This window comes from Caenimonas sp. SL110 (assembly GCF_001044395.1).
GTDB lineage: Bacteria > Pseudomonadota > Gammaproteobacteria > Burkholderiales > Burkholderiaceae_C > Ramlibacter.
In genome coordinates, this window is the sequence record NZ_JANU01000006.1 from 230,753 (window position 1) to 245,005 (window position 14,253).

Below are 14,253 nucleotides of genomic sequence, written 5' to 3' on the forward strand. Positions count from 1 at the left end.
TTGTCAGGGAAATGGCTTGAATGCGCTAGGCGTACGGGGTTTGCGGGAAAGCCCCTGATTATAGCCGACGCCTATGACCTTCAGCCTCGCGCGGTGGCGCTTGCGTGCAGACAAATGGCTGCGGCAGAGGCCACGTTGAGCGACTCTTCGCCGCCCGGCTGCGCGATGCGTACCGAGGTCGTCGCAACGGCCTCCAGCGCGGCGCTCACGCCCTGCCCTTCATGGCCCAGCACCCAGGCGCACGGCCATGGCAACTGAGCCTTGTGGAGGAATTCGCCGTGATGCGAACTGGTCACCAACACCGGTACATCCAGCGCCTGGACATCAGTCAATGCCGACCCTTCGAGCAGGTGAAGGCCGAAATGCGCGCCCATGCCGGCGCGCAGAACCTTGGGACTCCACAGTGCCGCCGTCCCCTTCATGGCGACCACCTGGCGGAAGCCAAATGCCGCAGCGCTTCTGAGGATGGCACCGACATTTCCGGGGTCCTGCAGTCCATCGAGCACCACAGTCGCAACGCCGGTCTTGATGGCGGGCTGTGACGGCATGTCGATCACAAAGCCCATGCGAGACGGCGACTCCAGCCCGCTCACGCTCGCAAACAATGCATCAGCCATCACCACCGTCTTGCCGCCGTGCCCTTGCCATTGCAGTGCTGCTTCGCTCCAGAGCGACTCTGAAAACACGCCCAGTGCGGGCTGCACGCCACGGTCGAGCGCCGCGCGGCACAGGTGGTCGCCTTCCAGCCAGATGCGTTGCTGCTTGCGATAGGCGGTGCTGTCCTGCGCCAGGCGACGCAGGTCCTTGACCAGCGCGTTGGCCGGCGAGGTGACGAACTGCGGCTCGCTGGTGGTCACGAGACCGAAACCGTCACCGTCTGGCCCTGCGCTGTCGTGAAGGTGGCGGCCACGGGGCTGAAGAACCTGCGGTGATGCCTGCAGGCGCCATGTTTGCGCAGCGCTTCGAGATGCTCCGGTGTGCCATAGCCCTTGTGCGAGGCAAAACCGTAGTGGGGGAACTCGGCATGCAGCTCTTCGCAATGCCGGTCGCGGGTGACCTTGGCGAGGATGGAAGCTGCAGAAATCGACTTGACGAGCGCATCGCCGCCGATGACGGCTTCGGCCAGGACATCGATGGTCGGAATGCGGTTGCCGTCGACCAGAACCTTGACCGGCTTGAGTCGCAACCCCTCGACTGCGCGCTTCATGGCCAGCATGGTCGCGTGCAGGATGTTGAGCGTGTCGATTTCTTCGACGCTGGCTTGTGCGACCGAGCAGCACAGCGCCTTTTCACGAATCTGATCGAAGAGCCGGTCACGTTGAAGCGCGGTGAGCACTTTGGAGTCGTTCAGGCCGCGAATGCGCTTGGTGTCGTCAAGGATCACAGCAGCCGCGTACACGGGACCTGCCAGCGGTCCACGGCCTGCCTCATCGACGCCCGCCATCAAGCCGACTGGATCCCAGTCGAGGGGCCTTTGCGCATGTCGGGCCGCTTTGGCGCGCGCCCTGCCTTCAGGCGTGGATGACTTGTTCGATGGCATCGGTGGCGAGTGTGGCCGTATCGCGTTGCAAGGTGGCATGCAGCGCCGAAAATTTCTCCTGGACGGCCGCAATTCTGGCAGGTGCATCCAGCCAATCCAAGAGCGCCGCAGCGAGCTCACCAGGATTTACATGTTGCTGTATCAATTCAGGCACAACGAACTCGCCGCAGAGAATGTTGGGCAACCCCACCCAGGGCTGCAACTGCTTGCGCTTCATGATGTGATACGAGAGACGGTTCATGGCGTAGGCAATCACCATCGGCCGTTTGAACAGTGCGGCTTCGAGCGTCGCCGTCCCACTCGCGATCAAGGTGAGGTCGCAGGCTGCCAGCGCAGCGTGCGACTGGCCGTCGAGTACGGTCATGCCCTCGACAACACCGGCGGCTCGGGCGGCATCTTCTATCTGCGGGCGGTACGCAGGAATCGCTGGAACGACCACGCGCAGATTCGGCTTCGACCTGCGCAGCAGCGCAACCGCTTCGAAGAACGGCTTCGCGTGGTAGCGCACCTCTGATTCGCGACTACCGGGAAGCACGGCAAGCACTTCATCGCCCTCGCCCTCGCCCAAGCCCAGCGCACGGCGGGCTGCTGCCTTGTCGGGGGTCATCGGAATCACGTTGGCCAACGGATGGCCGACATAGGTGGCCGCAACGCCGTTTCGCCCCAGCAACTCAGGCTCGAACGGAAAGATGCAGAGCACGTGGTCGCAACTCGAACGAATCTTGGCTATGCGCTCGGCACGCCAGGCCCAGATCGACGGACACACGAAATGAATCGTCTTGACCCCCCTGTCCTTGAGCGTGGCTTCGAGATCGAGATTGAAATCGGGCGCATCGACACCGATGAAGGCTTGCGGCGGCTTCTCAAGCAGCCGCGCCGCGAGCTGCTTTCGAATGCCCACGATCTCGCGGTAGTGCCGCAGCACTTCGACGTAACCACGCACGGCGAGCTTTTCGTGCGGCCACCATGCATCGAACCCCTGCGCCGCCATGCGTGGTCCGCCGATGCCGTGCGATCGAAGTTCGGGCCAGCGGCCTCGCATGCCCTGCAGCAACAAACCGGCCAGCAAGTCGCCGGACGCTTCGCCTGCGACCATCGCTATCTCGGGCGACTCCATGGTCTAGCGAACGATGCCGCGCTGGGGCGATACGTCGTCCAGGAAGGTCAGCATCATCGCGACGTCTGCCGCCGCTTCCGGATTGGTGTCCTCGATGTCGCCGATACGGGTCTTGGCTTGTTCGAGCGTGAGGTCGTCACGGTAGAGCGCCTTGTGCATCGCCTTGATGGCAGAGATGCGCTCGGGGGAAAAGCCGCGCCTCCTGAGGCCCTCGAAGTTCATCGAGCGCGCTTGCGCCGGCTGGCCCTGGCTCATGACGAAGGGCGGTTGGTCGGCGAACAGCAGCGAGCACATCGCGGTCATGCCGTGAGCGCCGACCCGGACAAACTGGTGCACAACCGTGAAGCCGCCCAGGATCACCCAGTCACCGACTTCCACATGGCCTGCCAGCTGTGAGTTGTTGGCGAAAATCGTGTGGTTGCCGACGATGCAGTCGTGCGCCAGATGCACGTAAGCCATCAGCCAGTTGTCATCGCCCACGCGTGTGACACCACCACCACCGGGCGAGCCGATATTGAACGTGCAGAACTCACGAATCGTGTTGCGGTCGCCAATGATGAGCTCGCAGGGCTCGCCCGCGTATTTCTTGTCCTGCGGAACGCCGCCCAGCGACGAGAACTGGAAGATGCTGTTGTCGCGACCAATGGTGGTCCGGCCTTCGATCACCGTGTGCGGGCCGACGGTCGTGCCCGCACCGATCTGCACATGCGGGCCGATCACGCTGTAGGCGCCGATCGTCACCGAGGTATCAATCTCGGCGCCCTTTTCGATGATGGCGGTTGGATGGATCAGCGTCATCGCAAGCGAACCTTTCGCGAATCAGGCGACCGTGCGCATGGTGCACATCAGCTCGGCCTCGCAGGCGAGCTCGTCACCCACATGTGCAGTGGCCTTGAACTTGAAAATGCCCGCCTTCATTCGCGTGAGCTCGACGCTCATGACCAACTGGTCGCCAGGTTCGACCGGACGCTTGAAGCGGGCGCCGTCGATGCCGGCGAAGTAATAAACGGTCTTGTCGTCCGGCGTCACGCCGAGCGTCGCGAACGACAGCAGCGCGGCGGTCTGCGCCATCGCCTCGAGCATCAGCACGCCCGGCATCACCGGCCGGTGCGGAAAGTGACCCATGAAAAACGGCTCGTTGATCGTGACGTTCTTCAGCGCCTTGATGCTTTTTCCAGCATCGAGTTCCAGCACGCGATCCACCAGCAAGATGGGATAACGGTGCGGTAGCTGCTTGAGGATCTGGTGGATGTCCATCATTGTTATGTGCTCTTGTTTTCCAGGGCCTTCAGGCGCTCGCGCATCTTGTGCAACTGCTTGAGCGTAGCGGCGTTTTTCTCCCAGGCCGCATTGTCGTCGATGGGAAAGTAGCCAGTGTAGTGGCCGGGTTGCAGGATGGACCGCGTGACAAGCGAGGTTGCCGAAATGTGGACGTTGTCGACGATGGTGAGATGCCCCAGGATGCCGGCGCGCCCGCCAATCGTGCAGTGCGCGCCTATGGTCGCGCTGCCGGCCACTGCCGCGCATCCTGCGAGTGCCGTATGCTTGCCGATGCGCACGTTGTGGCCGATCTGGATCAGGTTGTCGAGCTTGCAGCCGTCCTCGATCACCGTGTCCTGCAACGCGCCGCGGTCGATGCAGGTATTGGCGCCGATCTCGACATCGTTGCCAATGCGCACCGCGCCCAATTGCTCGATCTTTTCCCAGGCGCCCTGGTTCGGCGCAAAGCCGAAACCATCCGCGCCAATCACCACACCGGGATGGATCAGGCACCGCTCACCGATCACGCAATCTTCTGCGACATGCACACGGGATTTCAGCACAGTGCCTGCGCCGATCTGCGCACCGCGCTCAATTACACAGAGCGGTCCGATGCGGGCCGACGGATGGATCACGGCGTCAGGGTCTATCACGGCGGTGGCATGGATGGCCGGGCCGGACTTGCCGGCGCCCATGTGCTTCTTCCAGAGCTGGGTGACCCGTGCGAAATAAAGGTAAGGATCGGCTGCAACGATCACTGAACCGCGTGCAGCGGCTGCATCGCGGAATGGGGCTGCGACGATGACACAACCGGCGCGTGTGGCGGCCAGTTGCGGCTGGTACCGGGGATTGCTCAGGAAGCTGAGCTGAGAAGGAGATGCCGATTCGAGCGATGAAAGCCCGTCGATCGCCAGATCCGCATCGCCGACCAGCTCTCCGCCGAGAGCCTGGACGATAGCTCCCAGGCGCAGTGGCTTTGCTTGCACGAGGGCCGCGCCCTAGCGCGCGGTGTTGAGCGCCTTGATCACCTTTTCGGTGATGTCGTGCTTCGGATTGATGTACACGGCCTCTTGCAGCACGACGTCGTACTTCTCGGCTTCGGCGACCTGCTTCACGACACGGTTGGCACGCTCGAGCAGTTGCTGCAATTCTTCGTTCTTGCGGGCGTTGGCGTCTTCCTGGAGTTCGCGGCGCTTGCGGGTCAGGTCGCGCTCCTGGTCGATGAGGGACTTTTGCCGTTGCGTGCGCTGCGCCTCAGTCAGAGTCGGCGCTTCGCGGTCGAACTTGTCGACGGCATTTTTGAAAGCGGCGCCCTGGTCGGTCAGTTCCTTCTCACGCTTGTTGAATTCCTGCTCAAGCTTGGCCTGGGCGGCTTTCGCAGAATTGGCTTCGCGGAAGATCCGGTCGAGGTTGACGAATCCAACCTTGAATTCCTGGGCCTGGCCCGGAATCTGCGCAAGCAGCGAACCGGCCCCGACGAGGAGCACAAGGGCGTGGCGTGTCAGGGACTTCATCAGAAGGAGGTTCCGATCTGGAATTGCATTTTCTGGATTCTATCGCCGGGGAACTTGCGCACGGGGATCGCAGCAGCCATGCGCAGCGGCCCGACAGGCGAAATCCATGACAGGCCCAGACCTACAGACGCGCGCAACTGGCCAACGTCGAAGCGCTCGTTTTCGCCAAACACGTTACCCACGTCCACGAAACCGAAGGCGCGCAGCGACTTGTCGTTGCCCGCACCCGGAAACGGCGTGATCACCTCGGCGTTGAGCGTGAGCTTCTTGGGTCCGCCGATGGACGATCCCGTGACGTCGCGTGGGCCGATGGTGCCCTGGTCGAATCCGCGCACGGAACCCAGGCCACCGCCGTAGAAGTTCTTGAACACCGGGAATGGCCGGCCGCCCAGGCCCTTGCCATAGCCAGCTTCTGCATTGAAGGCGAGCGTGAACTGCTTGTTGAGCGGAATGTATTGCTGGAACTGGTAGTTCGTGCGCACGAAACGCGCGTCGCCGGCGACGCCAAGCTCGATCGCCACGCGTTGCAGGCGGCCGGAAGTCGGCGTGATGGAGCTGTCGCGGTCGTCGCGGCCCCAGCCGATCGACAGCGGCAGGTTCGCGCTGGTGTAGCCGAAGCGATTGGCGTAAGCGAGGTAGGCCGCCGGGATGTTGGTGCCGGGACGGATCTGGATGCGCTCGACTGCCGCACCGAAAAACACGGTGTCGAGTTCGCTGAAAGGAACGCCAAAGCGCAATCCGGCACCGGTGGTGACCAGCTGGTAGTTGCCGCCCTGGTCCTCGTAAGGACGCGAGGCACGGTGATACAGGTCGATGGTGCGCGAGATGCCGTCCGGCGTGAAGTACGGGTTGACCGAGTTGAAGACGACCGTGCGGTTGTACTTGCTGGTGTTGATCTCGACACCCAGGTAGTTGCCCGAGCCGAACGCGTTCTCCTGTTTGATGGAAAACGAAAGCGCCAGCTTCTCGGACTGCGAGAACCCCGCGCCGAGTTGCAAGCTGCCGCTGGGTTTTTCAACGACGGTCACGTTCAGGTCAACCTGGTCGGGTGCGCCCGGCACTTCCGAGGTTTCGACGTTCACTTCCTTGAAGAAGCTCAGGCGATCGATACGGTCGCGCGAGAGCTTGATCTTCTCGGCGTCATACCACGACGACTCAAACTGACGCATTTCGCGGCGCACGACTTCATCGCGCGTCTTGCTGTTGCCTGCGACGTTGATCCGGCGTACGTAGGCCCGGCGCGACGGCTCGGCTGCCAGCACCAGCGTGACGCGGTTGTTGCTGCGGTCGATTTCAGGCTTGGCTTCGACGTTGGCAAAGGCATAGCCAAAATTGCCGAAATAGTCGGTGAACGCCTTGGTGGTCTCAGCGACGCGGTCGGCGTTGTAGGGCTCACCCGGACGGATCGTGACGAGTGACTTGAACTCGTCATCCTTGGAGAGATAGTTGCCTTCGAGCCGAACGGCCGAGACAACGAAGCGCTCGCCTTCGGCCACATTGATGGTGATCGTGATGTCCTGCTTGTTCGGCGAGATCGCGACCTGCGACGATTCCACGCGGAATTCCAGGAAACCCCGGCTCAGGTAGTAGGAGCGCAGCGCTTCGACGTCAGCGTTGAGCTTGGCGCGCGAGTAGCGATCGGATTTGGTGTACCAGCTGAGAAAGCCGCCCGAGTCCTGGTCGAACTGATCCAGCAACGTCTTTTCGCTGAAGGCCTTGGCGCCGACAACGCGGATTTCCTTGATGCGCGCCGGCTCGCCTTCGCTCACGCTGAACGTCAGGTTGACACGATTGCGCTCGATGGGCGTCAAGGTCGTCTGGATTTCAGCGGCGTACAAGCTCTTGTTGATGTACTGGCGGCGCAATTCCTGCTCGGCGCGGTCCGCCAGGCTCTGGTCGAACGGACGGCCTTCGGTCAGGCCGATGTCGCGAAGCGCCTTGCGAAGGGCGTCCTTGTCGAACTCCTTCAGGCCCGAGAAGTCGATATCGGCGATGGTCGGTCGCTCTTCGACGATGACGACGAGCACATCGCCGTTGGTCTCCAGGCGCACGTCCTTGAAAAGCCCCAGGGCGAACAACGAACGGATCGCAGCAGCGCCCTTTTCGTCGTTGTAGAGCTCGCCGATGCGAAATGGAAGCGATGCAAAGATGGTGCCGGGCTCGGCGCGCTGCAAGCCCTCGACCCGGATATCACGCACCGTAAACGGTTCGACGGCCCATGCGTTGGCGGTGAAGGCCATCGCGGCAATGGCCGATACGGTACGCAGGCGGAAGCGCTTGTATTGTTTTTTCATCAGATCAAGGTAGGGCCCGCTCGCACCGTGGGATTGGCGAGGGCGGCCTGAAAGGTTAACCAAATAGACGCGTAACGTCGTTGAACAGTGCGATCGACATCATCACCAGCAGCACCGCCACTCCTCCGCGCTGCAAACGTTCCATCCAGGCGTCAGAGACGCCCCTGCCCGTGACAGCCTCCCAAAGATAATACATCAGGTGCCCGCCATCCAATACAGGCAGCGGAAGCAGGTTGAGCACACCCAGGCTCACACTGATCAAAGCCAGGAACACCAGGTACTGGGTGAGCCCCATGCTGGCGGACTTTCCGGCGTAATCGGCAATTGTCAGCGGCCCGCTCAGGTTCTTGAGGGACGCCTCGCCGATCACCATGCGCCCCATCATTCGCAAGGTCAGGACGGAGACTTCCCAGGTACGGACCACACCGTTCCACAGCCCCTCGACAGGCCCATGGCGCACGGTGACAAATTCTGGCGGCGCACCGACATAGGCACCGATACGGCCGATGAACCCGGTCCCGTCTTGCACCTTGTCGGGCTGCACGGCCACTTCAACCGTGCGGCCGTCGCGGCGAACCTGCCAGGTTTCGCGCGCCACAGTCCCTGACCTGGCGCTGGATCGGATCAACTCCCGCAGCTGCTGGCCATCTACCACTGGCACGGTGCCTACCGCAAGAACCACATCGCCCTGGCGCAAGCCCGCGCGCTGGCCGGCGGCGCCCTGCTGCACTTCACCGATCACGGGCGGTGTCCACGGACCGAGGATCCCGACCTTGCGAAACAACTGGGCATCGGCTTCGCGAGTGGGCATCGAACTCAGGGGTAGAACGACTTCGCGCTGGGCTGCTGAAGTCTGCGAGCCAAGCTGCAGCCGGACGTCCTTGCCGTCCAGCGCCCCACGGGTGAGAAGCCAGCGCAGGTTCTCGAAGGAAACGACGGGTTCCAGCGTATCGCCATCGAAGCCCGCGCTATCCACGCGCTCGCCGCCGCGCAATCCGGCTTGCTCTGCAATCGAAGCGGGAACGGGGCTGGCAAGAATGGCCTTGGGTTCCTGCACGCCATACCAGTTCACCACCGCGTAGAGCACGATGGCGAGCAGCAGGTTGGCGGCCGGTCCGGCAGCAACGATTGCCGCGCGCGACCTGAGCGGCTGGTTGTTGAAGGCAAGGTGCCGCTCGTTCTCCGGAACATCACCCTCGCGCTCGTCGAGCATCTTGACGTAGCCCCCAAGCGGAAAGGCACCAAGGACGAATTCGGTGTCTTGCCCAGGTCTCTGCTTCTTTGGCTTCCAGCTATAGAGCGTCTTGCCGAAACCAACCGAGAACCGCAAAACCTTGACGCCACAGGCCACCGCGACGCGGTAGTGGCCGTATTCGTGAACGGCAATCAAGAGGCCAAGGGCCACGATGAAGGCAACAACTGTGAGCATGGGTAGCGGACCTTACTTTCCAAGCCTGGAGATGACTGCCTGCGCCGCGGCCCGTGATTGCTCATCGAGCGCCAGCAGGTCGCCAAGCGATTGTGGCTTGGAGGTTGCGACAGCTTCCAAAGTTGCAAGGTTGACGCGATGAATCTGGTCGAAACGTATCTTGCGGTCCAGAAAAGCCGCGACTGCGACTTCGTTGGCGGCGTTGAGCACCGCTGTGGTGCCCGGCGCGGCACGCAGGGATTCCCAGGCGAGCGCCAGGCCCGGGAAACGCTCGGCGTGGCCGCGGCTGTCGATCGCTTCGAAAGTCATATCGGCAAGCGCATGGAAATCAAGCGCCTGCGCACCGGACGTGATCCGCTCGGGCCAGGCGAGACCGTAGGCGATCGGCACCCGCATATCGGGGGTTCCCAGCTGGGCCACCACCGAAGTGTCACGGTACTGCACCATCGAGTGAATGACGCTTTGTGGATGAATCACGACTTCGAGACGCTCGGGTTGCAGGCCGAACAGGTAGCGTGCCTCGATCACTTCGAGGGCCTTGTTCATCATCGTTGCCGAATCGACTGAAATCTTGCGGCCCATCACCCAGTTGGGATGCGCGCAGGCCTGTTCGGGTGTCACGTCCCGCAGCGTGGCTGCGTCGCGTGTGCGAAACGGCCCGCCTGATGCGGTCAGGATGATCTTTTCCACCCGCGCATCCCATGTCGATGCGTCTTCGGGCAGGGACTGGAAGATGGCGGAATGTTCGCTGTCGATCGGCAGGAGCTTCGCGCCGCCTTCTTTCACCGCAGCCAGGAACAGGTCGCCGCCGACGACAAGCGCTTCCTTGTTGGCGAGCAGCAATCGCTTGCCCGCGCGTGCAGCGGCCAGACATGACGCCAGGCCTGCCGCTCCGACGATGGCGGCCATGACGGTGTCTACCGACTCGTGCGAGGCCACCTCCTCGATCGCGCGCTGACCCGACAGGACACGGGTTGAAAGCCCGGTGGACTCGATGCGCGCGGACAGTTCGCGTGCGGCGTTCTCATGAGCCATGACAGCGAACGCCGGGCGGAACTGCACGCACTGCTGCAGCATCGTCTCGACTTGTGTCGCCGCGCTCAAGGCAAACACTTCGAAGTTTTCCGGATGCCGGGCAATGACGTCCAGCGTATTGGCCCCGACCGAGCCAGTGGAGCCCAGAACCGCAACGCGCTGCTTCATGCTCTGCGTCATCTTGCTGTGAGGCTTGCGAGCATCATCGCCAGCGGCAAGGTGGGCAGCAGCGCATCGACACGGTCGAGCACCCCGCCGTGGCCGGGCAGAAGGTTGCTGGAGTCCTTGGCGCCCGCGCTTCGCTTGACCAGCGATTCGACCAGGTCGCCCACCACGCTCATCGCAGCCATGAAGACTGCAGCGATGACAAGCAGCCACCAGCCTTGCGCGGCCAGTCGCGAATACAGGCTGGGCACATCGGCTTGCAGCGCGCGATCAGCGAGAGTCCATGCGACGGCCAACACCACAACCCCTGCCATGCCGCCCCAAACGCCTTCCCAACTTTTGCCGGGGCTGATGGCAGGCGCCAGCTTGCGTTTTGTGAATTTGAGCCCGAATGCGCGCCCCGCGAAATACGCAAAGATGTCTGCAACCCAAACCAGCACCAGCAACGACAACAGGAAGTTGATGCCGATGACACGGGCCTGCGCAACGGCAAGCCACGCAGCCCACAGTGCGAGGACTCCAGCGACGATTCGCACAGTTTGTGGAATACGCGGCCAGCCGGCCACGCCACCGCGAATCAGGAATGCGCCTGCGATCACCCAGGAAACGCCGGCCACGAGCCAGAGCGCTGGCAGTTGCCTTTCAAGCAGCCCCACATACCAGGACCCGGCGCAGAGCACGACACATGCGACGGCGCATCCGACGGCACCGCCCTGCCCCAGGCCATTGAGTTTTCCCCACTCCCAGGCGGCTGCGGCAATCAGGATGAGCGCGACCACACAAAACGGCACGGGCGAGGGCCAAAACAGCGCAGGCAGCAGGATCGCCAGCAGGACGATGGCGGTGATGATTCGCTGCTTCAGCATGAATGGCCCCTTCAGGCGACGGCGGTGGAGGACACCTGCTCGGAAGTCTTGCCAAATCGGCGTTCGCGGGATGCGTAGTCGGCCAGCGCTTCATCGAGCGCAGCCTCATCGAATTCGGGCCAGAGCTTGTCGCTGAAATAGAGTTCAGAGTAAGCGGCCTGCCAGAGCAGAAAATTGGAAAGCCGCCGTTCACCACCGGTACGGATCACCAGGTCAGGATCGGGCACGTGCGCCAGCGCCATCACCCGCTTCAGACTCGTCTCGGTGATGGCTTCACCCTCTGTTGCGAGCCGGGTCGCCGCTTGCGCGATATCCCAGCGCCCGCCGTAGTTGAAACACACGTTGAAGGTGAGGCGGTCATTGCCAGCGGTTGCGGCCTCGGCCTGGGCAAGTCCTGCACGCACCTTGTCAGACAGCGAAGCGCGATCGCCGACAAAATGGACACGGACGCCCTCCTTGCTGAGCAGCGGCACTTCGCGTGCAAGCGCCACGCCCAACAGGTCCATCAGCGACGAGACCTCATCGGCCGGCCGGCTCCAGTTTTCGGACGAAAACGCAAAGACGGTGAGCACCTTCACGCCGCGCTCGCCGCAATGGCGAACGCAGGCGCGCAATGCATCCATGCCCTTCTTGTGGCCCGCCGCGCGAGGCAGGAAGCGGCGCGTGGCCCAGCGACCGTTGCCATCCATGACGATGGCGATGTGATGGGGTACAGCGGCCATTGATTTCGCTGGGGCCTAGACGGCCAGGATTTCCTGTTCCTTGGACGCGACCAGCTGGTCGATCTCGGCGATGTGCCGGTCGGTGATCTTCTGGATCTCGGCTTCCGAGCGCTTCTGCTCGTCTTCCGACGCTTCCTTGTCTTTCACGAGGCGCTTGACGTGGTCATTGGCATCGCGACGCAAGTTGCGTACGGCGACCTTGGCGCTCTCGCCTTCGGTGCGAACGAGCTTGGTCATCTCCTTGCGACGCTCTTCGCTCATGGGCGGCATCGGCACGCGGATGAGATCGCCCATCGAAGCCGGGTTCAGGCCCAGGTCGCTTTCGCGAATGGCTTTTTCGATTTTTGCGCCCATGCCCTTTTCCCAGGGCTGGACACTGATGGTGCGCGAGTCGAGCAGGGACACGTTCGCCACCTGGCTGATCGGAACCGAAGAGCCGTAGTAATCGACGTGCACCGTATCGAGCAGGCCAGGATTGGCACGACCGGTACGAATCTTGGTGAGGTTGTTCTTGAAGGCCGCGATGGATTGATCCATCTTGGCTTGCATGTTTCGGGTGATTTCAGGAATGCTCATGTGTTGTTCTCCTCTCAGGCATACACCAGGGTGCCTTCGTCTTCGCCCATCACCACGCGCTTCAAGGCGCCATGCTTGAAGATGGAAAACACCTTGATAGGCAGCTTCTGGTCGCGGCACAGCGCAAAGGCCGTGGCATCCATGATGCCAAGATTTTGCGACATCGCCTCGTCAAACGAAATCTTGTTGTAACGCGTAGCCGAAGGGTCCTTCTTCGGATCTGCCGAGTACACACCGTCGACCTTTGTTGCCTTGAGCACCAGCTCGGCGCCGATCTCGGCGCCACGCAGGGCCGCAGCTGTATCGGTGGTGAAGAAGGGGTTGCCGGTGCCGGCGGCAAAGACGACGACCTTGCCCTCTTCGAGATATTGCAGGGCTTTCGGCCGCACGTACGGCTCGACAACCTGCTCGATGGCGATAGCCGACATCACGCGCGCCGTCAGGCCCTGCTTGTTCATGGCGTCAGCCAGGGCCAACGCATTCATCACGGTCGCCAGCATGCCCATGTAATCGGCAGTTGCCCGGTCCATTCCGACCGCGCCACCGGCAACACCGCGGAAGATGTTGCCGCCGCCGATCACGATGGCCACCTCGACGCCCATGTTCACGACTTCGGCGACCTCCTGGACCATACGCACGATGACCGCGCGATTGATCCCGAAAGCATCGTCACCCATCAACGCCTCCCCGGACAACTTCAGCAAGATTCGCTTGTGTGCGGGCCGGGCATCGGGCATGGATGAGTTCCTTGGTGTGTGACGACGCTTGATAGAAGCCAACGTAACTGGGCGACGCTGATTCTAGTTTCAGGCAGCTTGCTTGGCGGCGGCAACCTGTGCAGCCACTTCGGCGGCAAAGTCGTCAACCTTCTTTTCGATGCCTTCGCCGACGACGAAAAGCGTGAACGCCTTGACCGTCGTGCTCGCGGCCTTGAGCATCTGCTCAACCGTCTGCTTGTCGTTCTTCACGAATGGCTGGGGCAGCAGCGAGACTTCCTTGAGATACTTCTGGACGCCACCTTCAATGCGCTTGGCGACGATCTCGTCGGACTGAACCGGCTTGCCCGCAGCTTCGGCAGTCTTGCGGTCTTCGTCAGCCTTGGCAGCAGCGACTGAACGCTCCTTGGCGACCAGGTCGGCAGGCACATCAGAGGCGGCCAGGGCGACCGGCTTCATCGCCGCAACGTGCATTGCCACGTCCTTGGCGGCGGTCTCGTCGCCTTCGTACTCAACCAGGACGCCGATGCGGGTGCCGTGAAGGTAAGAGGCGACCTTGCCGCCGGAGACGCGCTTGAAGCGGCGAAAGCTCATGTTCTCGCCGATCTTGCCGATCAGGCCCTTGCGCACGTCTTCGAGCGTGGGACCGAAGCTGTCCTGGCTGTACGGGAGCGCGCCGAGCGCGGCCACGTCAGCGGGGTTGTGCTTTGCCACGAGTTGCGCTGCCGCCTGGGCGAGTGCCAGGAAGCTGTCGTTCTTGGTGACGAAGTCGGTTTCGCAATTGGTTTCCAGGATCGCACCTGCGTCGCCGTCGATGAACGCGGTGACCACGCCTTCGGCGGTGATGCGCGACGCTGCCTTGCCGGCCTTGTTGCCGAGCTTGACGCGCAGCAGCTCTTCAGCCTTGTCGAAGTCGCCATTGGCTTCGGTGAGCGCCTTCTTGCATTCCATCATGGGGGCGTCGGTCTTGGCCCGGAGCTCGGCGACCATGCTTGCGGTGATTGCAGCCATTTCAAATC

Annotated in this window: 15 protein-coding genes; all 15 read right to left on the minus strand. The window is 62.5% G+C overall.

Annotation, left to right across the window (positions count from 1 at the left end; genetic code table 11):
- Positions 1 to 80 precede the first annotated feature (80 nt).
- A complete protein-coding gene (locus tag AQ12_RS04740) occupies positions 81 to 857 on the minus strand; it encodes an RNA methyltransferase (RefSeq protein WP_048438693.1) in 777 nt (258 codons plus the stop codon).
- Positions 854 to 1,444: a ribonuclease HII gene (gene rnhB, locus AQ12_RS04745; protein WP_048438756.1), complete on the minus strand. Its 591-nt coding sequence runs from the start codon at positions 1,442 to 1,444 to the stop codon at positions 854 to 856. The genes AQ12_RS04740 and rnhB overlap by 4 nt, the downstream gene beginning before the upstream one ends.
- 67 nt (positions 1,445 to 1,511) lie before the next feature.
- Entirely contained in the window at positions 1,512 to 2,657 is a 1,146-nt protein-coding gene (lpxB, locus tag AQ12_RS04750) for a lipid-A-disaccharide synthase (protein ID WP_238587646.1), read from the minus strand.
- Between the two features lie 3 nt (positions 2,658 to 2,660).
- Entirely contained in the window at positions 2,661 to 3,455 is a 795-nt protein-coding gene (gene lpxA, locus AQ12_RS04755) for an acyl-ACP--UDP-N-acetylglucosamine O-acyltransferase (protein WP_048438694.1), read from the minus strand.
- 21 nt (positions 3,456 to 3,476) lie between these two features.
- Positions 3,477 to 3,917 carry a 3-hydroxyacyl-ACP dehydratase FabZ gene (fabZ, locus tag AQ12_RS04760; protein WP_048438695.1) on the minus strand — a complete coding sequence of 147 codons (441 nt, stop codon included), beginning with the start codon at positions 3,915 to 3,917 and terminating at the stop codon, positions 3,477 to 3,479.
- 2 nt (positions 3,918 to 3,919) lie between these two features.
- Complete coding sequence (gene lpxD, locus AQ12_RS04765; protein ID WP_238587647.1) at positions 3,920 to 4,903, minus strand: UDP-3-O-(3-hydroxymyristoyl)glucosamine N-acyltransferase; 984 nt, start codon at positions 4,901 to 4,903, stop codon at positions 3,920 to 3,922.
- 12 nt (positions 4,904 to 4,915) lie between these two features.
- Positions 4,916 to 5,431 (minus strand): OmpH family outer membrane protein, encoded by a 516-nt coding sequence (locus AQ12_RS04770; protein ID WP_048438696.1) that lies wholly within the window; start codon positions 5,429 to 5,431, stop codon positions 4,916 to 4,918.
- Positions 5,431 to 7,725, minus strand: a complete 2,295-nt coding sequence (gene bamA, locus AQ12_RS04775) for an outer membrane protein assembly factor BamA (RefSeq protein WP_048438697.1) — start codon at positions 7,723 to 7,725, stop codon at positions 5,431 to 5,433. The genes AQ12_RS04770 and bamA overlap by 1 nt, the downstream gene beginning before the upstream one ends.
- Positions 7,726 to 7,780: 55 nt before the next feature.
- Entirely contained in the window at positions 7,781 to 9,154 is a 1,374-nt protein-coding gene (gene rseP, locus AQ12_RS04780) for an RIP metalloprotease RseP (RefSeq protein ID WP_048438698.1), read from the minus strand.
- Between the two features lie 12 nt (positions 9,155 to 9,166).
- Positions 9,167 to 10,357, minus strand: coding sequence for a 1-deoxy-D-xylulose-5-phosphate reductoisomerase (gene ispC / locus AQ12_RS04785; RefSeq protein WP_048438759.1), 1,191 nt, complete (start codon positions 10,355 to 10,357; stop codon positions 9,167 to 9,169).
- A gap of 8 nt (positions 10,358 to 10,365) precedes the next feature.
- Positions 10,366 to 11,220: a phosphatidate cytidylyltransferase gene (locus tag AQ12_RS04790; protein WP_048438699.1), complete on the minus strand. Its 855-nt coding sequence runs from the start codon at positions 11,218 to 11,220 to the stop codon at positions 10,366 to 10,368.
- A gap of 11 nt (positions 11,221 to 11,231) precedes the next feature.
- On the minus strand, positions 11,232 to 11,942 hold the full coding sequence (gene uppS / locus AQ12_RS04795; protein WP_048438700.1) for a polyprenyl diphosphate synthase: 711 nt from the start codon (positions 11,940 to 11,942) through the stop codon (positions 11,232 to 11,234).
- Between the two features lie 15 nt (positions 11,943 to 11,957).
- Positions 11,958 to 12,518, minus strand: coding sequence for a ribosome recycling factor (gene frr, locus AQ12_RS04800; protein ID WP_048438701.1), 561 nt, complete (start codon positions 12,516 to 12,518; stop codon positions 11,958 to 11,960).
- A 14-nt stretch (positions 12,519 to 12,532) separates the two neighbouring features.
- The gene (gene pyrH, locus AQ12_RS04805; protein WP_048438702.1) at positions 12,533 to 13,255 is read right to left on the minus strand and encodes a UMP kinase; all 723 of its coding nucleotides are present in this window, start codon (positions 13,253 to 13,255) and stop codon (positions 12,533 to 12,535) included.
- Between the two features lie 69 nt (positions 13,256 to 13,324).
- Positions 13,325 to 14,245 carry a translation elongation factor Ts gene (gene tsf, locus AQ12_RS04810; protein ID WP_048438703.1) on the minus strand — a complete coding sequence of 307 codons (921 nt, stop codon included), beginning with the start codon at positions 14,243 to 14,245 and terminating at the stop codon, positions 13,325 to 13,327.
- Positions 14,246 to 14,253: the final 8 nt, after the last annotated feature.